General features: G+C 74.2%; 15 protein-coding genes and 1 pseudogene. 13 read left to right on the plus strand and 3 right to left on the minus strand.

Annotation, left to right across the window (positions count from 1 at the left end; translation table 11 throughout):
• The 8 genes and pseudogenes from ACFWN1_RS10265 to moeZ all read left to right on the plus strand — a co-directional run.
• Positions 1–940 (plus strand): ABC transporter permease (locus tag ACFWN1_RS10265; RefSeq protein WP_384359678.1); only part of this gene is annotated, 940 nt, incomplete at its 5' end.
• Entirely contained in the window at positions 937–1,935 is a 999-nt protein-coding gene (locus tag ACFWN1_RS10270) for an ABC transporter permease (protein WP_384359679.1), read from the plus strand. The genes ACFWN1_RS10265 and ACFWN1_RS10270, both read left to right, overlap by 4 nt.
• Positions 1,932–3,521: a dipeptide ABC transporter ATP-binding protein gene (locus ACFWN1_RS10275; protein ID WP_384359680.1), complete on the plus strand. Its 1,590-nt coding sequence runs from the start codon at positions 1,932–1,934 to the stop codon at positions 3,519–3,521. The genes ACFWN1_RS10270 and ACFWN1_RS10275 overlap by 4 nt, the downstream gene beginning before the upstream one ends.
• A gap of 214 nt (positions 3,522–3,735) precedes the next feature.
• Positions 3,736–5,223 (plus strand): DUF3492 domain-containing protein, encoded by a 1,488-nt coding sequence (locus ACFWN1_RS10280; protein WP_384359681.1) that lies wholly within the window; start codon positions 3,736–3,738, stop codon positions 5,221–5,223.
• On the plus strand, positions 5,220–6,398 hold the full coding sequence (locus tag ACFWN1_RS10285; RefSeq protein WP_384359682.1) for a hypothetical protein: 1,179 nt from the start codon (positions 5,220–5,222) through the stop codon (positions 6,396–6,398). Before ACFWN1_RS10280 ends, ACFWN1_RS10285 begins: the two co-directional genes overlap by 4 nt.
• A 246-nt stretch (positions 6,399–6,644) precedes the next feature.
• The gene (locus tag ACFWN1_RS10290) at positions 6,645–7,604 is read left to right on the plus strand and encodes an NAD-dependent epimerase/dehydratase family protein (RefSeq protein WP_384359683.1); all 960 of its coding nucleotides are present in this window, start codon (positions 6,645–6,647) and stop codon (positions 7,602–7,604) included.
• Positions 7,592–8,240 (plus strand): annotated as a pseudogene (locus tag ACFWN1_RS10295) (phage tail protein). The gene ACFWN1_RS10290 and the pseudogene ACFWN1_RS10295 overlap by 13 nt, the downstream one beginning before the upstream one ends.
• A gap of 64 nt (positions 8,241–8,304) precedes the next feature.
• Positions 8,305–9,483 (plus strand): adenylyltransferase/sulfurtransferase MoeZ, encoded by a 1,179-nt coding sequence (moeZ, locus tag ACFWN1_RS10300; RefSeq protein WP_384359684.1) that lies wholly within the window; start codon positions 8,305–8,307, stop codon positions 9,481–9,483.
• An 86-nt stretch (positions 9,484–9,569) separates the two neighbouring features.
• Here the strand turns inward: moeZ and ACFWN1_RS10305 are convergent, their stop codons facing one another.
• Positions 9,570–11,114, minus strand: a complete 1,545-nt coding sequence (locus ACFWN1_RS10305) for an alpha/beta hydrolase (RefSeq protein WP_384359685.1) — start codon at positions 11,112–11,114, stop codon at positions 9,570–9,572.
• Between the two features lie 127 nt (positions 11,115–11,241).
• Positions 11,242–14,046, minus strand: coding sequence for a YbhN family protein (locus tag ACFWN1_RS10310; protein WP_384359686.1), 2,805 nt, complete (start codon positions 14,044–14,046; stop codon positions 11,242–11,244).
• A 184-nt stretch (positions 14,047–14,230) separates the two neighbouring features.
• On the opposite strand from ACFWN1_RS10310, the gene ACFWN1_RS10315 reads away from it, so the two are divergent.
• From ACFWN1_RS10315 to nudC, 5 genes are all read left to right on the plus strand, one after another.
• Positions 14,231–14,602 (plus strand): MGMT family protein, encoded by a 372-nt coding sequence (locus tag ACFWN1_RS10315; RefSeq protein WP_384359687.1) that lies wholly within the window; start codon positions 14,231–14,233, stop codon positions 14,600–14,602.
• A 172-nt stretch (positions 14,603–14,774) separates the two neighbouring features.
• A complete protein-coding gene (locus tag ACFWN1_RS10320; RefSeq protein WP_384359688.1) occupies positions 14,775–18,083 on the plus strand; it encodes an ATP-dependent helicase in 3,309 nt (1,102 codons plus the stop codon).
• A gap of 166 nt (positions 18,084–18,249) precedes the next feature.
• A complete protein-coding gene (locus tag ACFWN1_RS10325) occupies positions 18,250–21,654 on the plus strand; it encodes an ATP-dependent helicase (protein ID WP_384359689.1) in 3,405 nt (1,134 codons plus the stop codon).
• Between the two features lie 10 nt (positions 21,655–21,664).
• On the plus strand, positions 21,665–23,068 hold the full coding sequence (locus ACFWN1_RS10330) for a dipeptidase (protein WP_384359690.1): 1,404 nt from the start codon (positions 21,665–21,667) through the stop codon (positions 23,066–23,068).
• A gap of 160 nt (positions 23,069–23,228) precedes the next feature.
• Positions 23,229–24,173 carry an NAD(+) diphosphatase gene (nudC, locus tag ACFWN1_RS10335; RefSeq protein WP_384359691.1) on the plus strand — a complete coding sequence of 315 codons (945 nt, stop codon included), beginning with the start codon at positions 23,229–23,231 and terminating at the stop codon, positions 24,171–24,173.
• Positions 24,174–24,231: 58 nt separating this feature from the next.
• Here nudC and ACFWN1_RS10340 read toward each other — a convergent pair whose 3' ends face one another.
• A complete protein-coding gene (locus tag ACFWN1_RS10340; RefSeq protein ID WP_086695487.1) occupies positions 24,232–24,489 on the minus strand; it encodes a mycoredoxin in 258 nt (85 codons plus the stop codon).
• Positions 24,490–24,603: the final 114 nt, after the last annotated feature.

Below are 24,603 nucleotides of genomic sequence, written 5' to 3' on the forward strand. Positions count from 1 at the left end.
GGCCTCGGGGGCCCGTCAGTTCTGGCGGCGGCTGCGCGCGCGGCGGGCCGCCCTGGTCGCCGCGGCCGTCGTCGCGCTGCTCGTCCTGGTCGCGCTCGCCGCCCCGCTGCTCACCGCGATCGAGGGGCAGGACCCGACCACGTACCACCCCGGTCTCATCGACTCCGCGCGCGGCGGGGTGCCCGTCGGGCCGCTCGGCGGGATCAGCGCCGAGCACTGGCTCGGCGTCGAACCGCAGACCGGCCGCGACCTGTTCGCCCGGCTGGTGGAGGGCGCCCGCGTCTCGCTCGGCGTCGCCTTCGCGGCCACCCTCGTCCAGGTCCTCATCGGCGTCACCGTCGGCGTGGCCGCCGCCATGGGCAGCCGCTGGGTGGACCAGGTCCTCAGCCGGATCACCGACATCATCGTGGCCCTGCCGCTCATGATCATGGCCCTGGCGCTGCTGGCCATCGTGCCGGCGAGCTTCCCCCGCCCGGTGCTGGTCGCCCTCGTCATCGGCCTGATCGCCTGGGGCAACGTCGCCAAGATCGTGCGCGCCCAGACCCTCACCCTCAAGGGGCTCGACCATGTGGCCGCCGCCCGGCTCAGCGGCTGGGGCGCCGTGCGTGTCGCCCGCCGCGAGCTGCTGCCCGGCCTCGCCGCGCCCGTCATCACCTACGCCGCCCTGCTCGTGCCCACCAACATCTCCGCCGAGGCCGCCCTGTCCTTCCTGGGCGTCGGGGTCAAGCCGCCGACGCCCTCCTGGGGACAGATGATCACCGCCGCCGACGTCTGGTACCAGGCCGCGCCGCAGTACCTGCTGTTCCCGGCCGGCGCCCTGTTCACCACGGTGCTCGCCCTCACCGTCCTCGGCGACGGCGTACGCACCGCACTCGACCCGCGCGCCGCCTCCCGGCTGCGCGTCGGCACCGGCCGCGCCCGGAAGGAGGACGCCGCGTGAACGGCTTCGGCGGATTCCTGCTGCGCCGCGCCGCGGGCACGCTCATCACCCTGCTCGCCGTCTCGGTCCTCGTCTACGTGGTCTTCTACGCCACCCCCGGCAACGTCGCCCAGATCACCTGCGGCCCGCGCTGCTCCCCGGAGCAGGTGCACCAGGTCGCGGCCCAGCTCCGGCTCGACGACCCGCTCTACCTGCGCTACTTCCACTTCCTCCAAGGGCTGTTCGCCGGCCAGGACTACTCCACCGGCACCTCCGTCGAGCACTGCGCGGCGCCCTGCCTCGGGCTCTCCTACCAGAGCGACCAGCAGGTGCTGACGCTGCTGCTGGCCAAGCTGCCGGTCAGCCTCTCGCTGGTGGCCGGCGCGATGGTGCTCTGGCTGGTCATCGGCGTCGGCACCGGCGTCCTCTCCGCCTGGCGGCGCGGCCGGCTCTCCGAGCGGGTGCTCACCGTGCTCACCCTGGCCGGCTGGGCCACGCCCGTGTTCGTGCTCGGCCTGGTGCTGATGATCGTGGTCTGCGGCGAACTCCAGCTGCTGCCCTTCCCGCAGTACGTGAGCTTCGGCGACGACCCCGAGCAGTGGGCCTGGAACCTGCTGCTGCCCTGGCTGTCGCTGGCCCTGATCGAGGCGGCCGCGTTCGCCCGGCTCACCCGCTCGGCCATGCTGGAGACCCTCGCCGAGGACCACATCCGCACCTTCCGCGCCTACGGCGTCGGCGAGCGGTCCATCGTCGGACGGCACGCCCTGCGCGGCGCGCTCGCCCCCGTCATCGCGCTCAACGCCAACAACGTCGGCTCCGCCATCGGCGGCGCGGTCCTCACCGAGACCCTGTTCGGGCTGCCCGGCATCGGCCAGGAGCTGGTGCACGCGGTCAAGGTCGTGGACCTGCCCGTGGTCGTCGGCATGGTCCTGGTCGTCGCCTTCTTCGTCGTCATCGCCAACGCCGTCGCGGACATCCTGTACGCGCTGGCCGACCGCCGGGTGGTCCTCGCATGAGCCTGGTCGAAGTCACCGACCTCACCGTGGAGTTCGGCGCCCTGCGCGCCGTCGACGGACTCTCCTTCACGCTGGAGAAGGGGGCCGCGCTGGCGGTGGTGGGGGAGTCCGGCTCCGGCAAGTCCACCGTCGCCGGCGCCCTGCTGGGGCTGCACCGGGACACCGGGGCGCGCGTCGGCGGCTCGGTCCTGGTCGCGGGCACCGACGTGGCCTCCGACGCCGAGCTGCGGGGGCTGCGCGGGGCCAAGGCCGCCATGGTCTTCCAGGACCCGCTGTCCTCCCTCGACCCGTACTACGCGGTGGGCGACCAGATCGCCGAGGTGTACCGCGTCCACACCCGGGCCTCCCGGCGGGCCGCACGCGCGCGTGCCGTGGAGGTGCTGGACCGGGTCGGCATCCCGGACGCCGTCCGCCGGGCGCGGTCCCGGCCGCACGAGTTCAGCGGCGGGATGCGCCAACGCGCGCTGATCGCCATGGCGTTGGCCTGCGAACCCGAGCTGCTCATCGCGGACGAGCCGACCACCGCGCTCGACGTCACCGTGCAGGCCCAGATCCTCGACCTGCTGCACACCCTGCGCCAGGAGAACGGGCTCGGCCTGCTGCTCGTCACCCATGACGTGGGCGTCGCCGCCGAGAGCGCCGACGACGTGCTCGTCATGCGGCACGGCCGCGCCGTCGAACACGGGCCGCTGCGGCAGGTGCTGGCCTCTCCCGGGCAGCCGTACACCCGTGAGCTGCTCGCCGCCGTACCGCGCGTGGACGCCTCGCGTACGGCGCCCGCCGGGGAGGCGGGGGAGACGGTGCTCGAAGCGACGTCGCTGCGGCGGGAGTTCGGGCGTGGCCGCGGGTCGTTCACGGCCGTGGACGACGTCTCGCTGACCCTGCGCCGGGGCGAGACCCTCGGCATCGTGGGGGAGAGCGGCAGCGGCAAGACGACCCTGGGCCGCATGCTGGTCGGGCTGCTGGAGCCCACCTCGGGCAGCATCCGGTACGACGGGCGCGCGCACCGCGGGGTCGACCCGGCCGTGCAGATGGTGTTCCAGGACCCGGCCTCCTCCCTCAACCCCCGCCGCACGGTGGGCGATTCGATCGCCGACCCGCTGCGCGCCAAGGGGGAGCTGGACGACAAGGCCGTACGCGAGCGGGTGACCGGACTGCTGGAGCGGGTCGGTCTGGAAGCGGCCCACCACGACCGCTACCCGCACGAGTTCAGCGGCGGACAGCGCCAGCGCGTCGGCATCGCGCGGGCCCTCGCCGCCGACCCGCGTGTCATCGTCTGCGACGAGCCCGTCTCCGCGCTCGACGTCACCACCCAGGCCCAGGTGGTCGAGCTGCTGGACGAGTTGCGCCGGGAACTCGGGCTCGCGCTCGTCTTCGTCGCGCACGACCTCGCCGTGGTCCGCCAGGTCAGCGACCGGGTCGCCGTCATGCGCCGGGGACGGATCGTCGAGACCGGGCCGGCCGACGAGGTGTACGAGCACCCGCGCGATCCCTACACCCGCCAACTCCTGGCCGCCGTACCGGCCTTGGACCCGGAGGTCGCCGCGCGGCGCCGGGCGGCCCGGCGGGAGCCCGCCCCGGCATGAGATGTCGCGTGCGGAACGTCACCGTCTGATCTCCTAGCGTGCCAGATAGCGTGCCAGAACGCGGCTCGCCCGCGAAAGTCACGACCGTTCACCCCTTCCGGTGGTGCGATGGACAACCGTCCGTCGCGCCACCGCCCACTCCGCGTACGTTCGTCCCGCTGCGAGCCGCCGGGACGACGGCGGCTCCCACACACGGGAGATCGGGGGTGCACGCGTGCGCATCGGACTGCTTACCGAGAGTGGCTATCCGTGTGCCGGCGGTGACACCGGGCTCTGGTGCGACCGGCTCGTGCGCGGGCTCGGGCAGCACGAGTTCGACATCTACGCGCTCAGCCGTGGCAGGCGGCGGGAGGACAACGGCCGGCTGCCGATCCCGCCGCAGGTCAGGCGAGTGCGCACCGCCCGGCTGCGGACGGCCGGGGACGACGGCGCCCCCCTCGGCCGGCGCGCCCGCAAGCGGTTCGCCGAGCACTACGGCGAGCTGCTCGGCGCGGTCTGCGGCACACAGGCGGGCTCCACCGCCGAACTGGCGGACCGTTTCGGCAACGCGCTGTACAACCTCGCCGAACGCGCCCGCGACACCGGCGCCCTGACCGGAGCCCTCCGCTCCGACCACGCCGTCAGCGCCCTGGAGCGCGCCTGCCGCGCCCCCGGCGCGCCCCGCACGGCGCGCGAGGCGCGCGTCCCCGACCTGCTGGCCGTCACCGGCCACCCCGCCCGCGCCCTGCGCCCCCTCTCCCTGGACCGGTACGGGGACGGCGCCCTCGGCGCCGTCGACCTCTGCCACGCCACCTCCGGCGGCTCAGCCGCCCTTCCCGGCCTGCTCGCCCGGCACTTCTCCGGCGTCCCCCCGCTGGTCACCGAGTACGGCGTCCAGCTGCGCGCCCACTACCTCGCGCTCGGTCCCGGCACCGCCGCCCCCGCCGTGCGCGCGCTGCTCGCCGCCTTCCACGGCCGGCTCGCCACCGAGTTCTACCGGCGCGCGGAGCTCCTCACCCCCGGCAGCAGCCACGCCCGCCGCCGGCAGGAGCGGTGCGGCGCCGACCGCGCCCGCATCCGTACCGTCCGTCCGGGCATGGACGCCGCTCGGTACCTCGCGCGGTGCCGGGCGCCGGCCGCCCGGCTCTTCCCGGACGAGGCGGAGGGGCCGCAGGCCGCAGGGGACAACCCCGTGACGTTCACGGAGGTGGGGGCGCCCGAGGCGCCGACGCCGCCCGACGCGTACGCCGCCGGTGCCGTCGTCGTGCTGTCCAGCGTGGTCGAGGGGTTGCCGGTCAGCCCGGCCGAGGCGATGTTCTGCGGCCGGGCCGCGGTGTCCACCGCCGTGGGCGCCGTGGTCGAGGTCGTCGGCGGCACCGGACTCGTCGTACCGCCGCGCAATCCGCGAGCGCTCGCGGAGGTGTGCGGGGCGCTGCTGCGCGACCCCGAGCGCCGTGCGCGGCTCGGGGCGGCGGGGCGGGCGCGTGCGCTGGAGCTGTTCGGCGTGGAACAGAACATCGCGGCATTTCACGGCATTTACCTGGAGATCATGTCGCGCTGTCCGGCGCGTGGGGGTGCCGTCGGCGACATCGGTGGGCCTCTGCCGTTCGCCGTGGCGGCCGAGGCCCACGTGCCCGGTCACCGGACCATGCCCACGGCACGCACCCCGCTGCGCGGCCGGGGCTCACCGGCGCCGGTCCGCGCGACCGAGGGGACGCGATGAGGGGCGTCGACAGAACCGGGCCGGGGGCGGTGCCCGCGTCCGGGGCCTCCGGAGCCGCCGCGGCCCCGGGAGCCGGTGCCCTCCGCAGGGGCGCCGTCGACCCCGTGAAGGCGCTGCTGCACCGGCACCGGGAGCTGTGCGAGCGGGCTGTGGACCCGCTGGAGATCGCCGCCGGGCTGGAGTCGCACGGTTTCACCGACCGCTCCGCCGCCCGGTACCGGCACCGGGACGTGTTCTCGCTCGCCGAGGAGCTGTACGCGCGCGTGCCCCGCGACGCGGACCCGCCCCCCGAGCCCGCACCCGGCCCCGGCCCGCGCATCCGTACCGGCTGGGTCCTGCTCACCCTGCTGCCCGGCGCGGTCGCCTCCGGCACGGTGGCAGGGCTGAGGCTGAGCCAGGGCACCGCCCGCCCCCTGGTCGCCCTCGGCGGACTGCTCGCCGTGACCCTCGCCGTACGCGCCGCCCTCGGCCGGGGCCCCCTCGCGGCCCGCCCCGGCGCCGCCCCGAGGCCCTCCGCCCCCGTGTGGACGGTCTGCCTCCTCGGCTACGCCCTCCTCGGCGACGGCCTGCTGGACGCCGTGGTGAGCGGCGGCCCCGACGCGCTGCCCACCGGCGCCCCGGACGGGCCCTGGCCCACCGCCACCGCACCCGTGCTGGCCCTCGCGCTGGCCTGCGCCCCCGCCGCCTGGTGCGTCCACCTCCTCGACCTGGGCGCCCGCCGACGGCTCGCGCGCAGCCGGGGCCTGGAGGACTTCACCTCCGGCGCGCGCCCCCTGCTGCTCGGTGTCCTCGCCCTGTACCTGGCCGCCCTGACCGGCCTGCTCGCGCTGACCGGCGCCGTACTGGACGAGGACCCCGCCTGGCCGTGGGCCCTCACCCTGGGCGCCCTGCTGTTCCTCGCCCGCCTCCTCGCCGTCCACCGGCACCGGCACGCGCCGGCGGTGGTCCTGGGCGCGGCGGCGGCCGCCGAACTGGCAGCACCGGCACTGGTCCTGAGCGGACGCCTCCCCGACTGCGGCTTCCTCGCCGTCCCCGTGACGGCCCTGGTCGACCCCCTGGGGGCCGCCGCCGTCCCGGCACTGAGCTGCGGCTGCGCGGCCCTGCTCCTCCTGGCCCACGCCCTGCGCACCCTCACCCGAGCCTCGGCCCACGCCCCCGCGGGGGGCCCGGGGTGAGGCTTCCCGCGGGTGATCCCGGCGGCCCGCGCCCCGCGCGCGAGGCTCTCCGCACCGTCCCCCAGCCCCCCACAGGACCGGCGCCCCACCGCCCTCCGCCCTCTCCCCCCCTCGTCCCTGAGACCTTCGTCCCTGAGACCTTCGTCCCTGAGAAGGAGAACACCAGATGACCACCTCCCGACACGGAGTCACCGCAGTGGCCGGGTCCGTGGGAGCAGCCGTGGCGCACACCTCGGGAGCCGCTCTATGAGGGTTCTGCTGATCGGAGCCAACGGATACATCGGCCGCTTCGTCGCCGACCGTCTCCTCGCCGACCCCGCCGTGCAGCTCACCGCGCTCGGCCGGGGCGACGACGCCGACGTCCGCTTCGACCTCGCCACCGGCAGCCCCGGCGCGCTCACCAGGTTCCTGGACGCCGTGCACCCCGGCGTCGTCGTCAACTGCGCCGGTGCCACCCGGGGCGGCGCCCGCGATCTCACCCGGCACAACACCGTCGCCGTGGCCACCGTCTGCGAGGCGCTGCGCCGCAGCGGCTGCGGGGCCCGGCTGGTGCAGACCGGCTGCGGCTCCGAGTACGGGCCGAGCCAGCCCGGCTCCTCCACGGCCGAGGACGCCGTACCCCGTCCGGGCGGCCCCTACGGGGTCAGCAAGCTCGCCGCGACCGAACTGGTCCTCGGCTCCGGGCTGGACGCCGTGGTGCTGCGCGTCTTCTCGCCCGCCGGACCCGGTACCCCGGCCGGGTCACCCCTGGGGAGACTCGCCGAGGCCATGCGCCGCGCCATGCAGGCGGGCGACGGCGAACTCAAGCTCGCCGGGCTCGGCGTACAGCGCGACTTCGTCGACGTACGGGACGTGGCGAGAGCCGTGCACGCCGCCTCGCTCTCCGCCGCGCAGGGCGTCATCAACATCGGCTCCGGCCGCGCCGTACGCCTGCGCGACGCCGCCACCGTCCTCGCCCGCGTCGCCGGGTACGGCGGTGCGCTCAACGAACTCGACGCCCCGCCGGGGCCGCACCGCGCCCAGCTCGGGCATCCGCGCGGGGACCTGGACCACGCGGTGCCGGTCGCCTACCCCTACCCGGACGGCTGCGGGAGCTGGCAGCAGGCCGATGTGCGCACCGCCCGCGACCGGCTCGGCTGGCGGCCCCGGATCAATCTGGAGGAGTCCCTCGCGGACATCTGGATGGAGGCGGCATGCCGCATCTGACCAGCGCGCCCGCCGCCACCGGCGTACGCACCGCGATCGGCGTCCCCGGCTACGCGCACCCGCTCACCGCGCCCGCCCGGTGGGCCGGACTGGGCCGGCCCGGCATGGCGCTGGACTGGGTGGTGCTCGATGTGGCCGCCGGACCCGGCACCCGGCCCGACCCGCACTGCATGGAGGCGGCGGGCCGGCTGCGCGACGGCGGCGTCCGCGTCCTCGGCCACCTCGACCTCGCCCACGGCATCCGCCCCTTCGCCGACCTGGTCTCCGACGCGTACCGCCACCTCGACTGGTACCGCGTCGACGGCTTCCTGCTGGAGCGGTGTCCCGGCGACCGGGCGGCGCTCTCCGAGGTCCGCCGGGTGATCGGCACGCTCCGCGCTCGCCGGGGCCGACTACCGCTGGGCGCAGGTGGCCGAGTGGACCGCCGACCACCCGGCGAGCCGTTTCTGCCACTTCGTGCACGGGGTGCCGCGCGGCCATCTGGAGGAGGCGCTGCGCATCGCGCGCCGGCAGGGCGCCGGCACGGTCTGCTTCACCGACCGCACGGAGCCGGGCGGCCGGGCCGACCCGTGGGAGACCATGCCCGGCCACTGGGACGCATTCGTCTCGCTGGTCGGAACGGGTGTCTCGGAATGAAGAAGGCCGTGGCAGTGTTACGGGAGGAACAACCCGTAGTGATCGACCGACCAACGGAGTCCCCGTGTCGCTGCCACCCCTGGTCGAGCCCGCTTCCGAGCTCACCGTAGACGAGGTCCGCCGGTACTCCCGCCACCTGATCATCCCGGACGTCGGGATGGAAGGGCAGAAGCGGCTGAAGAACGCCAAGGTGCTCTGCGTGGGCGCCGGCGGCCTGGGTTCACCCGCGCTGATGTACCTCGCGGCGGCAGGTGTCGGCACGCTCGGCATCGTGGAGTTCGACGAGGTCGACGAGTCCAACCTCCAGCGGCAGATCATCCACAGCCAGGCGGACATCGGCCGCTCGAAGGCGGAGTCCGCGCGGGACACGGTCAAGGGCATCAACCCGTACGTGGACGTGGTCCTGCACGAGGAGCGGCTCGAGGCCGAGAACGTGATGGAGATCTTCGGCCGGTACGACCTGATCGTCGACGGCACGGACAACTTCGCCACGCGCTACCTGGTCAACGACGCGTGCGTGCTGCTGAACAAGCCGTACGTCTGGGGCTCGATCTACCGTTTCGACGGCCAGGCGTCCGTCTTCTGGTCCGAGCACGGTCCCTGCTACCGCTGCCTCTACCCGGAGCCCCCGCCGCCCGGCATGGTCCCCTCCTGCGCCGAGGGCGGCGTGCTCGGCGTGCTGTGCGCGTCGATCGGCTCGATCCAGGTCAACGAGGCCATCAAGCTCCTCGCGGGCATCGGCGAACCGCTGGTCGGCCGCCTGATGATCTACGACGCCCTGGAGATGCAGTACCGCCAGGTCAAGGTCCGCAAGGACCCCGACTGCGCGGTGTGCGGCGAGAACCCCACGGTCACCGAGCTGATCGACTACGAGGCGTTCTGCGGCGTCGTCTCCGAGGAGGCCCAGGCGGCAGCCGCCGGCTCCACGATCACTCCCAAGCAGCTCAAGGAGTGGATCGACGACGGCGAGAACATCCAGATTATCGACGTCCGCGAGCCGAACGAGTACGAGATCGTCTCCATCCCCGGCGCCCAGCTCATCCCCAAGAACGACTTCCTCATGGGCACCGCCCTGGAGTCCCTCCCGCACGACAGGCGCATCGTCCTCCACTGCAAGACGGGCGTCCGCAGCGCGGAGGTCCTGGCCGTCCTGAAGTCCGCGGGCTTCGCGGACGCGGTCCACGTGGGCGGCGGCGTGATCGGCTGGGTCAACCAGATCGAACCGAGCAAGCCGGTGTACTGAGCCGTTCCGTCCGCGCATGGCCCACGGTCCCTGAACTCCTGGGAGCCGTGGGCCTTCGCCGTCCGGTGCTGCCGTCGTCGCGTCCGTCAGGAGCACACCGTGTTCGGTTCGGGGGACTTGCCCGTCAGGAGGTAGTCGTTGACGGCCTTCTGGACGCAGCGGTTCTTGCTGTCGTACGCGCCGTGGCCCTGGCCCTTGTAGGTGAGTTCGACGGCCACGCCCTTGCCGAGGGCGTCGGCCATGGCGCGGGCGCCCTCGTAGGGGGTGGCGGGGTCGCCGGTGTTGCCGACGACCAGGATCGGGGCGGAGCCGGGGGCGCGAACGTCGGGGTGGTCGGCGGCGCCTGGGACGGCCCAGTCGGTGCAGCCGGCCATGCCCCAGGCGAGGAAGTCCCCGAAGACGGGGGAGGCCGCGCGGAAGCCGGGGAGCTTGGAGCGGATGTAGGCCGGGGAGTAACGGGGTTTCTCGTCCGAGCAGTTGATGGCGATGTTGGCCGGAGTGATGTTGCTGTACTCGCCGTTCTCCGCACGCCCGTTCATCGAGTCGGACAGCAGCATCAGCACCCTGCCGTCACCCTCGTACGCCTGCTCCAGCCCCTCGGTCAGGTACTCCCAGAAGTCCTTGGAGTACAGCGACTGCGCGATGCCGTTGGTCGCCGCCGTCTGGGTCAGCTCGCGCGGGGGGATGCCGGGGATGGGCTTCTTCCGCAGGTCCCCCAGGAGCCCCGCGATACGGTTCTTCACGTCGTCGGCGGTGTCCCCGAGGGGGCAGTCCTCGACCTTGGACGTGCAGTCCTCCGCGAAGTTGTCCAGCGCGAGCTGGAACCCCCGCGCCTGGCTCAGCGCCCCCTGCTCCGGGGTCTGGGTGGGGTCCACGACCGCGTCGAAGACGGCACGCCCCACGTGCGTGGGGAACAAGTGCGCGTAGACACCGCCGAGTTCGGTGCCGTAGGAGATGCCGAAGTAGTGCAGTTCGGCGTCGCCGAGCACCTGGCGCATCAGGTCCATGTCGCGGGCCGCGTCCGTGGTGCGCACATGGGGCAGGATCTTCTTGGACCGCCGCTCGCACGCGTCGTTGAACTGCGCGGTGCGGGCGATGAGCTGCCGCTGGTCGGCGGTGTCCTCCGGCGTCGCGTCCTGCTGGAAGAACGCGTCGAGCTGGGAGTCGCTCTCGCAGAGCACCGGCGCGCTGCGGCCGACCCCACGCGGGTCGAAGCTGACCAGGTCGTACCGGGTGCGCAGGGCCGCGTAGTCCTCGCCGAACGCGGGCAGCGTGGTGACACCGCTGCCGCCGGGGCCGCCGAAGTTGAACACCAGCGAGCCGATCCGGTCCTTCGCCGGACCGTCCGCCCTGGCGCGGATCAGGGCGATGCCGATGGTGTCACCTTTGGGCTTGCCCCAGTCCAGGGGTGCCAGCATGGTGGAGCACTGCCACTTCGCACCGCCCGGCAGCGGGGACGGGGACGGGCCGCCGCCCTCCGCCTCGGAGGGGGCCGGACAGTCCTTCCACTCCAGCTTCTGCTTCGTCAGATCCCCCTGCCCCGACTCACCGCCGCAGCCGGCCAGCAGGGCGGCCATGAGCACGGCACTGGTCGTCAGGGCGGCGGCACGCGCCCGGGAAGGGTTCGGCATACGGCCATCCTCACGGCGCGCCCGCCACTCCGCGCGGGGCACGGGCCGTAAGGAGTACGGAGCCGCGGGGGCACCGGCCCCTACGGGTCACCCTGCCCCTGCGGCGCCCCTGAGGGCCACCCTCCCCCTACAGCGCCCCCTTACGGGTCAGATGGTTGAACGCCAGCCACCCCGGCAGCACCGGCAGCCACAGCGTCAGCAGCCGGAACAGCAGGACCGCCGGAGCCGCCACCTCCTTGGGCAGCCCGACCGCGATCAGCCCGACGGTGAGCGTCGCCTCCACGGCCCCGACCCCGCCCGGCGTCGGCGCGGCGGAGCCGAGCGCGTTGCCCGCGAGGAAGACGACGGCGACGCCTGCGATGCTGATGTGCGCCGACTCGTCGCCGAACGCCCGGATCGAGGCGTCCAGGCACATCACGAAGCACCCGGTGAGCAGCAGCATGCCGCCGATGCCGGTGACCAGCTTCTGCGGCCGCTGGAGCACGTCCAGCATGCGCGGCACCACCCCGGCGAACAGCGACCGCACCCGCGTGACGACGAACTTCCGCAGCAGCGGCACCGAGGTCACCACCAGCACCAGCACCGCGACCGTCAGCAGACCGGCGATGACCGTACGGGACGGCGACAGCGAAGGCGTCTTCTCGGTGCCGGTGAGGTAGCCGAAGGACAGCAGCATCAGGATGTGGCAGCCGAGTCCGAACAGCTGGGACGCGCCCACACTCGCCACCGCGAGCCCCGGCCGCACCCCCTGCCGCTGGAGGAACCGCGTGTTCAGCGCGACACCGCCGACCGCCGCCGGAGCGACGATCTTGACGAAGGACCCGGCGACCTGCGCCGCCACCGTCCGCACGAACGGCACCCGCTCCGGCACGAACCCGAGCAGCGCCATCGCGGCGGCCACGTAGCTGAGCGCGGAGAACGCCACCGCCGCCGCCACCCAGCCCCACTGGGCCTGCGCGAACAGCTTGCCGAACTCGATGTGGGTGAGCTGGGTGAGCAGGAAGTACGCGCCGATCGCACCCGCGATGAAGCTGATCAGGGTGCGCGGCCGGATGCGCTCCAGCCGGGCCGGCTCGACCGGGGCCAGCGGCCTGATCCGGAGCACCTGGTGCCGGATCTGGGTGAGCAGATCCTCCTCGCGGGCGTCGTCGATCGCCTCGTCGATGGCCCGCTTCTCGGCCCGCTGCTCGGCGCGGACGGTCTTCTTGTCGGGCTTCTCCGGCAGGGCCGCGCCCTCCTCGGAGGCCGCCTCCAGCCGGGCCTGCTTGGCCAGCCGGGACGACTCCAGCACCGCCTCCCGCTCCCGCTGCGCGCGCTCGCGGCCCAGCTTGCGCAGGGTGGCGCGGGTGGAGCGGGTCAGCGCGATGGGCTGGAGCATCGGCAGGCAGTCGGCCACCGCGTCCGGGCCGAGCACCGCGACCGCCGCCGCCACGGCCCGCTCGGCGCCCACCCGCAGACCGAGTGTGGTCAGCATCTGGGCCACGTCCATGCGCAGCAGCAGATCACCCGCCGCGATCTCGCCGCCGCGCAGCTCGGTGAGGATCACCTTGCCGGAACGATCCACCAGTACCGCGTCACCCGCGAGCCTGCGGTGCGCGATGCGCCGGGACTGCAGGGCCCGCACCTGGTGCCAGACCTTGTGCAGCAGCTCGTCGGTGATCTCGTCGTCGGCCAGCGAGTCCAGCGTGCGGCCACCGGTGTGCTCGTAGACCAGGATGACCGCGTCGGGACCCAGCTCGGAGGTGGCGATCAGCTTGGGGGCGCTGGCGCCGGCCGCGATGGCCGCGTACGCGAGGAGCGCCTCCTGCTCCAGGGCCTGTCTGAGGGACTGGAGGCTGGAACGGGTGGCGAAGCCGCGCAGGGTGAGGTTGCGCCACGCGCGGTAGAAGAAGCCCTGGGCCTGCTGCTCCCGGTCGACGACGGTCACGTCGAGCGGTGGGCCGTCCTCCAGGGTGACGAAGTAGCGCCGCCCCCGGTCGCCGTTCTCCGCTTCGGGGCCCTCCTCGCGGACCGCGCTGACCGGATGGAAGCCGACATGGCGCAGGCCCGCCATCAGGGTGCGCCCGGTGGGGCGGACGTTGGGGGAGCCGACGGCGTAGAGGGTGCCGTAGGCGATGGTCCAGCCGATCAGCACCGTCAGGATGATGGCGAACGGCGTGGTGTACCCGGTGACCAGCATGGAGAACGCGTCGAGCAGCAGCACGATCCACAGCACCGCGCGCCAACGGGGTCTGCGGGACATGCCGACGGCCGTCATATAGGCGATGACGGGCGCGAGATAGCCGTGCACCGGGTCGGTCAGGGCATGGATGTCACCGGGGGCGGGCTGGGTCAGCGCCTCCTGGATGGAGCTGGGGGCGGCGCGGGCGACCCAGAGGTCGGTGGCGAGGGTGACACCGTGCGCGAGGACCGCCGCGAGCACGCCGTCCGCGATGCGCAGCCCGTCACGTTTGATCAGCCGCTCGATGGCGAACGCGACCGGTACCAGCAGGATGGCGATGCTGGACGCCAGCCCCGCGATCTTGATCAGCAGGTCGGGGGCCTGGCCGGTGCCCTTGTTGATGTCCTGTTCGAGCCCCGAGGTGGTGCCGTGCGCGAACGCGGCGACGGCGAGCAGCAGGGCGATCGCCAGCACGCCCACCAGCAGCCGCATGAGGTCGGAGGGGCGGTGCACGCGCGCGGGGAGCAGCGGTTCGTCGCCCTCGACCGTCTCCAGGGAGCCGTCCGGGACGCTGCCCGGGGCGTGCGCCCGCGCGGGGAGGCCGCCGCTCCTGATGGCGTCCGGCTCGGGCCGGCCGCCTTCACGCGCGCGTGCGGTGTCCTTCCCGGCGGCTGCGCCGGGGTCGTCGAGGGCTTCGCGGGAGGCGCCGGGGCGCGCGGACGCGCCAGAGGTGCCCTCCGCGTCGTCGGGGTGCACACCCTGCTGCTTCATGATCTCTTCTTGGTCTCGTATCACCGGTCACCGCCCGCACGATGGTGGCACGTCCGAGTGGCCCGAGGGGGCATCAGGGTACGGATGGGGGTGCGGAAAGTGCGGTCGCGCGGACCGCGGGCCCGCCCGGACGCCCCTGGCCTGCCTCGTCCCATTGTCGTAGGCGTACGGCAGGATGGGGTGGATGAGCGAGCAGAGTCCCGTCGGGGAGGAGCGCGCGGACGCCCTTCCGGAGTACGCCGAGCGCGTGCTCGACGTGGCCGAGCGGATTCCGCCGGGGCGGGTCATGACCTACGGGGACGTCGCGGAGTGGCTGGAGGAGGGCGGGCCGCGCCAGGTGGGCCGGGTGATGGCGCTGTACGGGGGCGCGGTGCCGTGGTGGCGCGTGGTGCGGGCCGACGGCGCGCTGCTGCCCGGCCACGAGCAGCGCGCCCTCGGCCACTACCGCGCCGAGGGCACCCCGCTGAGGCAGGCGTCCCGCGGCGCCGGGGGGCACCTGCCGCGACTCGACATGGGACGGGCCCGCTGGGACGGCGCCACGCCGAAACACAGCTGAGGGCCTCCGGCAAGGGTTGCGGCTCAGGTCCGCTCGTACGGGGGACATCGGGCACGTCCGCGAGATGACGTACGTTCGGTGGAGCGGGAAGCCCCGGAGGCCGCCCGCCTCTGTACGCCCCACGACCACCCCGCACGACCACCCCGCACCACCACCAGGACCGGCGAACCACGTGAGCACCACCTCCTCCACCGGACGCCTGCCGCACCCCCAGGGCCGGCAGGCGCCTCGTGGTGCCTACCGGCTGCTCCGCACCCCGCCCGCACAGTCCCCGCCGCCCCGCCCGGACGCCGCCCAGCGCGCGGTGATCGAGCACGGGAGCGGGCCGCTGCTGGTCCTCGCGGGGCCCGGCACCGGCAAGACCACCACCCTGGTGGAGTCCGTCGCCGCGCGCGTCGCCCGGGGCGGCGACCCCGAACGCATCCTGGTGCTGACCTTCAGCCGCAAGGCCGCCGTCGAGCTGCGCGACCGGATGGCCCGGCGCATGGGCGCCGCCCGCGCGCCCCGCGCCACCACCTTCCACTCCTACTGCTACGCCCTGGTCCGCGCCCACCAGGACGGCGACCGCTTCGCCCAGCCGTTGCGCCTGCTCTCCGGCCCCGAGCAGGACGTCACCGTGCGCGAGCTGCTCGCGGGGCAGCCCGAGCTGGAGCGGCTCGGGCTCACGCATGTGCGCTGGCCCGACGACCTGCGCGCCTGCCTGACCACGCGCGGCTTCGCCGACGAGGTCCGCGCGGTCCTCGCGCGCAGCCGCGAGCTGGGGCTCGCCCCCGGCGCGCTGGACGCCTTCGCGCGCCGCAGCGGCCGCCCGGACTGGCGCGCGGCGGCAGCGTTCCTCGCCGAGTACCTGGACGTGATCGACCTCCAGGGCGTCATCGACTACGCGGAACTCGTGCACCGCGCGGTGCTCCTCGCCCACCGCCCCGAGGCCGCCGAACGCCTCGCCGCGTCCTACGACGCGGTGTACGTCGACGAGTACCAGGACACCGACCCCGCGCAGGTACGCCTGCTGCACGCGCTGGCCGGCGGCGGCCGCACCCTGGTCGCCCTCGGCGACCCCGACCAGTCGATCTACACCTTCCGAGGCGCCGACGTGAACGGCATCCTCGACTTCCCGGCCGCCTTCCCGCGCGCGGACGGCCGCCCCGCCCCCGTCGAGGTGCTGCGCACCAACCGCCGCTCCGGGGCCGGCCTGCTGGCCGCGACCCGCCGCGTCACCCGGCGCATGCCGCTGTCCCAGCTCCCCGCCGAGAAGCTGCGCGTCCACCGCGAGCCCACCGCCGTCCGCGAGGGCGGCCACGTGGAGGCGTACACCTACCCGACGCCCGGCACCGAGCTGGACAACATCGCCGACATCCTGCGCCGTGCCCACCTAGAGGACGGCGTCCCGTGGAACGAGATGGCGGTCCTCGTCCGCGCGGGCTCCCTCACCATCCCGACCCTCCGGCGCGCCCTCACGGCGGCGGGCGTCCCCCTGGACATCGACGGCGACGACCTGCCCCTGCGCCACGAACCGGCGGTCGCACCCCTGCTGACGGCCCTGCGGGCGGTGGCGCTGGCCGAGGCGGGGGCTGCCGACGACTTCCCGCCCCCTGAGACGGACGCCCGGTGGCTGGACACCGAGACCGCCGTCACCCTGCTCTCCTCCCCCCTCGGCGGCATGGACGCCGCCGACCTGCGCCGGCTCGGCCGGGCCCTGCGGGAGGAGGAGCGGGCCGCGGGCCAGGCCCTGCCCGCGCCGTCCGACGTGCTGCTCGCCCAGGCGCTCGCGGAGCCCGAGCGGCTCGTGGCGCACGACCCTTCGTACGCGCGGGGGGCGCAGCGGCTCGGCGCGCTGCTGGGGAAGGCACGCGCGTGTCTGGCCGAGGGCGGCACCGCCGAGGAGGCGCTGTGGGCGCTGTGGAACGGCACCCCCTGGCCCAGCAGGCTGGAGCGGGCGGCGCGGCGCGGGGGAGCGGCCGGCCGCAACGCCGACCGGGACCTGGACGCCGTCTGCGCGCTGTTCGCCACCGCCGCCCGCGCGGAGGAGCGCACCGGGGGACGCGGCGCGCTGAACTTCCTGGAGGAGATCGACGCCGAGGACATCGCCGCCGACACCCTCACCCGCCGGGCGGTGCGCCCCGACGCCGTACGCCTGATGACCGCGCACCGCTCCAAGGGGCTGGAATGGCGGCTGGTCGTCGTCGCGGGCGTGCAGGAGGGGCTCTGGCCCGACCTGCGCCGCCGGGGCTCCCTGCTGGAGGCCGACCGGATCGGCCGGGACGGCCTCGCCGAGCCGCTGACCCCGGGCGCCCTGCTCGCGGAGGAGCGCAGGCTGTTCTACGTGGCCGCCACGCGCGCGCGTGACCGTCTCGTCGTCACCGCCGTGAAGGCGCCGGCCGACGACGGTGACCAGCCGTCCCGCTTCCTGACCGAGCTGGGCGTCGAGCCCCGTGACGTCACCGGCCGTCCGCGCCGCCCGCTGGCGGTCGCCGCGCTCGTCGCCGAGCTGCGCGCCACCACCGTCGACCCGGCTGTCTCGGACGCCCTGCGGGACGCGGCCGCGCGCCGGCTGGCCCGGCTCGCCGCGCTCGCCGACGAGGACGGCCGCCCGCTGGTGCCCGCCGCCCACCCCGACCGCTGGTGGGGGATGTACGAGCCGACCGCGAGCAAGGTGCCGCTGCGCGACCGGGACCAGCCCGTGGTGCTCTCCGGCAGCGCGCTGGACCAGCTCGCCAACACCTGCGCCCTGCAGTGGTTCCTCGGCCGCGAGGTGAAGGCCGACGCGCCCGCCACGGCCGCCCAGGGCTTCGGCAACGTCGTCCACGTCCTGGCCGACGAGATCGCCTCCGGCCGTACCCCCGCCGATCTCGACGTCCTGATGGAACGCCTGGACTCGGTGTGGAACGCGCTCGCCTTCGACGCGCCCTGGAAGTCCGCCCAGGAGAAGGAGACCGCCCGCGCGGCGCTCGAACGCTTCCTGAACTGGCACGTCCTGGACCGCGCCACCCGCACCCCCATAGCCAGCGAGCAAGACTTCGACGTGACCCTGGAGGCGGGGGAGTACCAGGTCCGCATCCGGGGCCAGATGGACCGCGTCGAGACGGACGGCGACGGCCGTGCCTACGTCGTGGACTTCAAGACCGGCAGGAACGCCCCCACCGCCGCCGAGGTGGCCCGCCACCCCCAGCTCGCCGTCTACCAGCTCGCGGTGGCCGAGGGCGCGGTGGACGACGCTTTCGACGGCGCCCGCCCGGAGCCCGGCGGCGCCGAACTCGTCCAGCTCAGACAGGGCGCGGCGAAGAAGGACGGCGGCGAGACGCTGCCCAGGGTGCAGGCCCAGGAGCAGCTCGACGGGGAATGGGTCGGGGACCTGCTGGCCACCGCCGCCGGAAAGGTGCTGGACGAGCGGTTCACCCCCAGCACCGGCCAGCACTGCGCGCACTGCTCCTTCCGCGCCTCGTGCAGCGCCCGCCCCGAGGGCCGGCACGTGGTGGAGTGACGGCAGGTGGGTGGAGTGACGGCGCGTGGTGGACTGACGGCAGGTGCGGTGACGGCGCGTGCCGGAGTGACGTACGGCACCACGGCACCCCGCTGACCTGCGCTTTCCGCAGGCTTTCCACAGGGTCGGCGCCCGGTTGTCGGCGCTCGCCGCTAGCCTTCCCCGCATGCCCGTGCACCTCACCGACCCCGAGCAGCTCAAAGAGCTGCTCGGCATCCCGTTCACCCCGGAGCAGACGGCCTGCGTCATCGCGCCGCCCGCCCCGCAGGTGATCGTGGCCGGAGCCGGTTCGGGCAAGACCACGGTGATGGCCGCACGCGTGGTGTGGCTGGTCGGCACCGGCCAGGTCGCCCCCGAGCAGGTGCTCGGCCTGACCTTCACCAACAAGGCGGCCGGTGAACTCGCCGAACGCGTCCGCAAGGCCCTGATCAAGGCCGGGATCACCGACCCGGACGCGATCGACCCGGACAACCCGCCCGGCGAGCCCGTCATCTCGACGTACCACGCCTTCGCCGGACGGCTGCTCACCGACCACGGGCTGCGCCTCGGCCTGGAGCCCAGCTCCCGGCTGCTCGCCGACGCCACCCGCTACCAGCTCGCCGCCCGCGTGCTGCGCGAGGCACCGGGCCCCTACCCGGCGCTCACCCGCTCCTTCGCGGACCTCGTCACCGACCTGCTCGCGCTCGACTCCGAGCTGTCCGAGCACCTGGTCGACCCCGAGGAACTGCGCGTCTGGGACGCCGGCCTGCTGACGACCCTGGACGGCGTCAGGCTCAGCAACGCCGACCTGCGCAAGGTCCCGGAGACGCTCGCCGCGCGCCGGGAACTCGCCGGGCTCGTCCAGCGCTACCGGGCCGCCAAACGCGCCCGCGACCTGCTCGACTTCGGCGACCAGATCGCCCTGTCGGCCCGCCTCGCCCGCATCCCCGAGGTGGGCCGGGTGGTGCGCGAGGAGTTCCGGGTCGTCCTGCTGGACGAGTACCAGGACACCTCCGTCGCCCAGCGGGTCCTGCTCGCGGGCCTCTTCGGCCAGGGCACCGGCCACCCCGTCACCGCAGTCGGCGACCCCTGCCAGGCCATCTACGGCTGGCGCGGCGCGTCCGTCGCCAACCTGGACGACTTCCCCGAGCACTTCGCCCGCGCCGACGGCAGCCCCGCCGCCCGGCACGCACTCAGCGAGAACCGGCGCAGCGGCGGCCGCCTCCTCGACCTCGCCAACGGCCTCGCCGAGCCCCTGCGCGCCCTGCACGCGGGCGTGGAGGCGCTCCGCCCGGCACCCGGCGCCGAGCGCGACGGCCTGGTCCGCTGCGCCCTGCTGCCCACCCACGCCGAGGAGATCGACTGGCTCGCCGACTCCCTCGCCCACCTGGTCCGCACCGGCACCCCGCCCGGCGAGATCGCCGTACTGTGCCGCACCGCGACCGACTTCGCGGAGATCCAGGGCGCGCTCGTCGCCCGGGACGTGCCCGTGGAGGTCGTCGGGCTGTCCGGGCTGCTGCACCTGCCCGAGGTCGCCGACCTGGTCGCCGTCTGCGAGGTGCTCCAGGACCCCGGCGCGAACGCCGCCCTGGTCCGGCTGCTGACCGGCCCGCGCTGGCGCGTCGGCCCCCGTGACCTGGCGCTGCTCGGCCGCCGCGCCCGGCTGCTCGTCGCCCACGCGCGCGTGGACGGCGCCGACGACCCCGACCGCAGGCTCGCCGAGGCCGTCGAGGGCGTCGACCCCTCCGAGGTGACCTCGCTCGCGGACGCCCTGGACACCTTCCTTGAGACCTCCTTCGGCGCGGAGAAGTACGCCGACGACCTGCCGTTCTCCCCGGAAGCGCGCGTGCGTTTCGCCCGCCTCGCCGCCGAGCTGCGCGACCTGCGCCGCAGCCTGTCCGATCCGCTGATGGACGTGCTGCACCGGGTGCTCGCCGTCACCGGCCTGGAGGTCGAGCTGTCGGCGTCCCCGCACGCGCTAGCCGCCCGCCGCCGCGAGACCCTGTCCAACTTCCTCGACGTGGCCGCCTCCTTCGCGGCCGGCGACGGCGAGGCCACCCTGCTCGCCTTCCTCGCCTTCCTGCGCACCGCCGCCCAGTACGAGAAGGGCCTCGACAACGCCCTGCCCGGCGGCGAGAACACCGTCAAGGTGCTCACCGCGCACAAGTCCAAGGGGCTGGAGTGGGAGGTGGTCGCCGTCCCCGGCCTGGTCAGCGGCACCTTCCCCAGTGCCCAGGGACGCGAGAAGTGGACCGCGCAGGCCAAGGTGCTCCCGCACGCCCTGCGCGGCGACACCGCCACCCTGCCCGACGTGGACTCCTGGGACGCCAGGGGAGTCAAGGGCTTCCACGAGGCCATGAAGGAGCACCAGCACACCGAGGAACTCCGCCTCGGCTACGTCACCTTCACCCGCCCCCGCTCCCTCCTGCTCGGCTCCGGCCACTGGTGGGGCCCCAGCCAGAAGAAGCCGCGCGGCCCCTCCGGCTTCCTGACGGCCCTGCACGACCACTGCGCCGCCGGGTACGGCGAGACCGAGGTGTGGGCCGACGCCCCGGAGGAGGGCGCGGAGAACCCGGCCCTGCACACCGCCGACGCCGACCAGGCATGGCCGCTGCCCCTGGACGCCCTCGCCTTCGCACGCCGCCGGCGGGCCGCCGGGACCGTCTACGGCCATCTGACCGCTCCACTCCCGGAGCCGACCGCGTACGACGATCCCGAGTGGCCGCCGGCCGATCTCGACGAGCCCGAGGACAACCCCGGTGACTGGGACCACTGGAGCGCCGAGCGCCCCACCGCGTCCGTCCCGCACCAGGCGTCCGCCCCCGAGCCGCAGCCCCGGCTCACCCCCGAGGAGGCCCGCGCGGTCGCCTCCTGGGACCGCGACCTCGACGCCCTCGCCGGAGAACTGATGCGCGCCCGGCGCGCCGTCATCGACGTGCCGCTGCCCGCCGTCCTCACCGCCACCCAGATGCTCCGGCTGGCCGAGGACCCCGACGGGCTCGCGCAGGAACTCGCGCGCCCCATGCCGCGCCCCCCGCAGCCCGCCGCACGCCGGGGCACTCGCTTCCACGCCTGGGTCGAGTCCCGCTACGAAGAGCTGATGCTGCCCCTGCTGGAACCGGACGACCTGCCCGGCACCGACGCCGAGATCGCCGACGAGGCCGACCTCGAAGCCCTCAAGGAAGCCTTCGAGCGCACTGAGTACGCCCGGCGCACGCCCTACCGCGTCGAGGTCCCCGTACAGCTCACCCTCGCCGGCCGGGTCGTACGCGGCCGGATCGACGCCGTCTACAAGGACGGCGACGGCCACGACGCCACGTACGAGATCCTGGACTGGAAGACCGGCCGCACCCGTGGCGCCGACCCGCTCCAGCTCGCCGTCTACCGGCTGGCCTGGGCCGAGCAGCAGGGCGTACCGCCCGAATCGGTCAGCGCCGCGTTCCTGTACGTGCGCACCGGCGAGGTGGACCGTCCGGACCCGCTGCCCGGCCGGGAGCAGCTGGCGCGCCTGCTCGAAGGGGAACGAACCGGGACGACGCGGATGCCCGGGTGTGACGAACCGCCCGCCGAGGATGTCGGTGCGGGCCGATAGGCTCGTGAGCATGAGCCAGACCCCGGACAGCGCCGTCCGCGCGTACATCGACCGGCACCGCGCCGGCTTCCTCGACGACCTCGCCGCGTGGCTGCGCATCCCGTCCGTGTCCACCCAGCCGGAACACGCCCCCGATGTACGGCGCAGCGCCGACTGGCTCGCCGCGAAACTCACCGGGACCGGCTTCCCGGTGGCCGAGGTCTGGCCCACCGAGGGCGCCCCGGCCGTCTACGCCGAATGGCCCTCGGACGACCCCGGCGCCCCCACCGTGCTGGTCTACGGCCACCACGACGTCCAGCCCGCCGCCCGCGAGGACGGCTGGGACACCGACCCCTTCGAGCCCGTCGTCCGCGGGAACCGGCTGTTCGCGCGGGGTGCCGCCGACGACAAGGGCCAGGTGTTCTTCCACACACTCGGCGTCCGCGCCCACCTCGCCGCGACCGGCCGTACCGCGCCGGCGGTCAGTCTCAAGCTGCTGATCGAGGGCGAGGAGGAGTCCGGCTCGCCGAACTTCCGCGTCCTGGTCGAGGCGCACGCCGGCCGGCTCGCCGCCGACGCGGTGATCGTGTCCGACACCGGTATGTGGTCCGAGGACACCCCGACGGTCTGCACCGGTCTGCGCGGCCTCGCCGAGTGCGAGATCCGGTTCCACGGCCCGGACCAGGACATCCACTCCGGCGCCTTCGGCGGCGCCGTGCCCAACCCGGCCACCGCCGCCGCCCGCCTGGTCGCCGCCCTGCACGACGAACACGGGCGCGTGGCCGTGCCCGGCTTCTACGACGGCGTCGTGGACCTGACCGAGCGGGAGCGCGAACTCTTCGCCGAGCTGCCCTTCGACGAGGCCGAGTGGCTGCGCACCGCCAAGTCGCACGCGACGCACGGCGAGGCCGGCTACAGCACCCTGGAGCGCGTCTGGGCCCGCCCGACCGCCGAGGTCAACGGCATCGGCGGTGGCTACCAGGGCGCGGGCAGCAAGACGATCGTCCCCTCCTCGGCCTTCGTGAAGCTGTCCTTCCGGCTGGTCGCCGGCCAGGATCTCGGCGCGGTCGAGAAGGCCGTGCAGGTGTGGGCCGAGCGGCAGGTGCCCGCCGGAATCCGGCTGGAGATCCAGTTCAGCCCGGGTACGCGCCCCTGCCTCACCCCGCTCGACCACCCCGCGCTCCAGTCCGTGGCCCGCGCGATGGGCCGCGCCTTCCAGAAGCCGGTGCGGTTCACCCGGGAAGGAGGCTCCGGCCCCGCCGCCGACCTCCAGGACGTGCTGGGCGCCCCGGTCCTCTTCCTCGGCATCTCCGTCCCCTCCGACGGCTGGCACGCCCCGAACGAGAAGGTCGAGCTGGACCTGCTCTTCAGAGGCGTCGAGACCAGCGCCCACCTGTGGAGCGACCTCGCCGACACCTGGCGGCCCGCTCCCTGAGAAAGCCCGCCGTTCGGGAACGGCACCGCGCGCCGGGCACACTGGAAGGAACGCCCGGCCCGGCCGCCCCCGCCCGGCCGTGGTGCCCGTGACCCGTGACCCGTGACCTGCCTGACCGCCCGCCGAACCGACCGCTCCATTGGGGGAGTTGGAAGCACCCGTGACCACCCGGACCGACCACACCGCTGACCGACCCATCTCGCTCACCGCCCCGAGCGGCATCGACCGAGCCGCCCACCACCGGCTCGACGAAGCCTGGCTCGCTGCGGCGTGGAGCCATCCCACGACCCGCTGCTTCGTGGTCTCCGGCGGCCAGGTACTCATCGACGAGACGCCCGACGGCCGTACCGAACTCGTCATGACCCCTTCCTTCGAGGCCCCTCTCACCGAGGCCCACCGCTACTTCCTGGGCGAGGACGAGGACGGCGTCAGCTACTTCGCGCTCCAGAAGGACTCCCTGCCCGGCCGCATCGACCAGTCCGCGCGCCCCGCCGGACTGCGCGAGGCGGGCCTGTTGCTCTCCGCGCGCGACGCCGGGCTGATGGTGCACGCGGTCGGCCTGGAGAACTGGCAGCGCACCCACCGTTTCTGCTCCCGCTGCGGCGAGCGCACCGTCATCGCCGCCGCCGGGCACATCCGCCGGTGCCAGGCGTGCGGTGCCGAGCACTATCCGCGCACCGACCCGGCGGTGATCATGGCGGTCACCGACGAAGCGGACCGCATCCTGCTCGGCCGCCAGGTGCACTGGCCCGAGGGCCGCTTCTCCACGCTGGCCGGCTTCGTCGAGCCCGGCGAGTCCATCGAGCAGTCGGTGCGCCGCGAGGTCTTCGAGGAGGCGGGCATCACGGTCGGCGAGGTCGAGTACGTCGCCAGCCAGCCCTGGCCGTTCCCGTCCAGCCTGATGCTGGGCTTCTTCGCCCACGCCACCTCGACCGAGATCGACGCCGACGGCGAGGAGATCGAGGAGGCCCGCTGGTTCTCCCGCGACGAGCTGGGCGCGGCCTTCGAGTCCGGCGAGGTGCTGCCGCCCTACGGCATCTCCATCGCCGCCCGGCTGATCGAGCTGTGGTACGGCAAGCCGCTGCCGACCCGGAGCACCTTCTAGACACGGAGAACCCCGGCCGCCCTCTCCATGGGCGGCCGGGGTTCTCACATCAGCGGGGTCAGGCGCCGAGCGCCTGCTTCACCTGGGCGAGGCTCGGGTTGGTCATGACGACCTCGGAGCCGCCGCCGACGGGCACGACACGCACGGTCGGAACCGTCTGGTTGCCGTCGTTCGCCTTCTCCACGAACGTGGCGGACTCCGGGTCGTGCTCGATGTTGATCTCGGTGAAGGGGATGCCCTCCCGGTCCAGCTGACCCTTCAGCCGGCGGCAGTAGCCACACCAAGTCGTGCTGTACATCGTCACAGTGCCCTGCATGTCTCGCGCTCCTCAGGCGGCGGGGGTACGTCGTGCACTGGGGCAACGTGCGGGACCGGGCATGAATTCCCACGGAATTCCGGAGAGATTCCACGGGTGCGAACTCCGCCGCGG

The organism is Streptomyces sp. NPDC058459 (assembly GCF_042721685.1).
Taxonomy (GTDB): domain Bacteria; phylum Actinomycetota; class Actinomycetes; order Streptomycetales; family Streptomycetaceae; genus Streptomyces.

Coding starts and splice junctions, on each gene's coding strand:
- ACFWN1_RS10310 (WP_384359686.1), bottom strand. CDS start 14,046: ATGAAGCAGCAGGGTGTGCACCCCGACGACGCGGAGGGCACCTCTGGC.
- ACFWN1_RS10330 (WP_384359690.1), top strand. CDS start 21,665: ATGAGCCAGACCCCGGACAGCGCCGTCCGCGCGTACATCGACCGGCAC.
- ACFWN1_RS10315 (WP_384359687.1), top strand. CDS start 14,231: ATGAGCGAGCAGAGTCCCGTCGGGGAGGAGCGCGCGGACGCCCTTCCG.
- ACFWN1_RS10275 (WP_384359680.1), top strand. CDS start 1,932: ATGAGCCTGGTCGAAGTCACCGACCTCACCGTGGAGTTCGGCGCCCTG.
- ACFWN1_RS10285 (WP_384359682.1), top strand. CDS start 5,220: ATGAGGGGCGTCGACAGAACCGGGCCGGGGGCGGTGCCCGCGTCCGGG.
- ACFWN1_RS10325 (WP_384359689.1), top strand. CDS start 18,250: ATGCCCGTGCACCTCACCGACCCCGAGCAGCTCAAAGAGCTGCTCGGC.
- ACFWN1_RS10340 (WP_086695487.1), bottom strand. CDS start 24,489: ATGCAGGGCACTGTGACGATGTACAGCACGACTTGGTGTGGCTACTGC.
- ACFWN1_RS10305 (WP_384359685.1), bottom strand. CDS start 11,114: ATGCCGAACCCTTCCCGGGCGCGTGCCGCCGCCCTGACGACCAGTGCC.
- ACFWN1_RS10290 (WP_384359683.1), top strand. CDS start 6,645: ATGAGGGTTCTGCTGATCGGAGCCAACGGATACATCGGCCGCTTCGTC.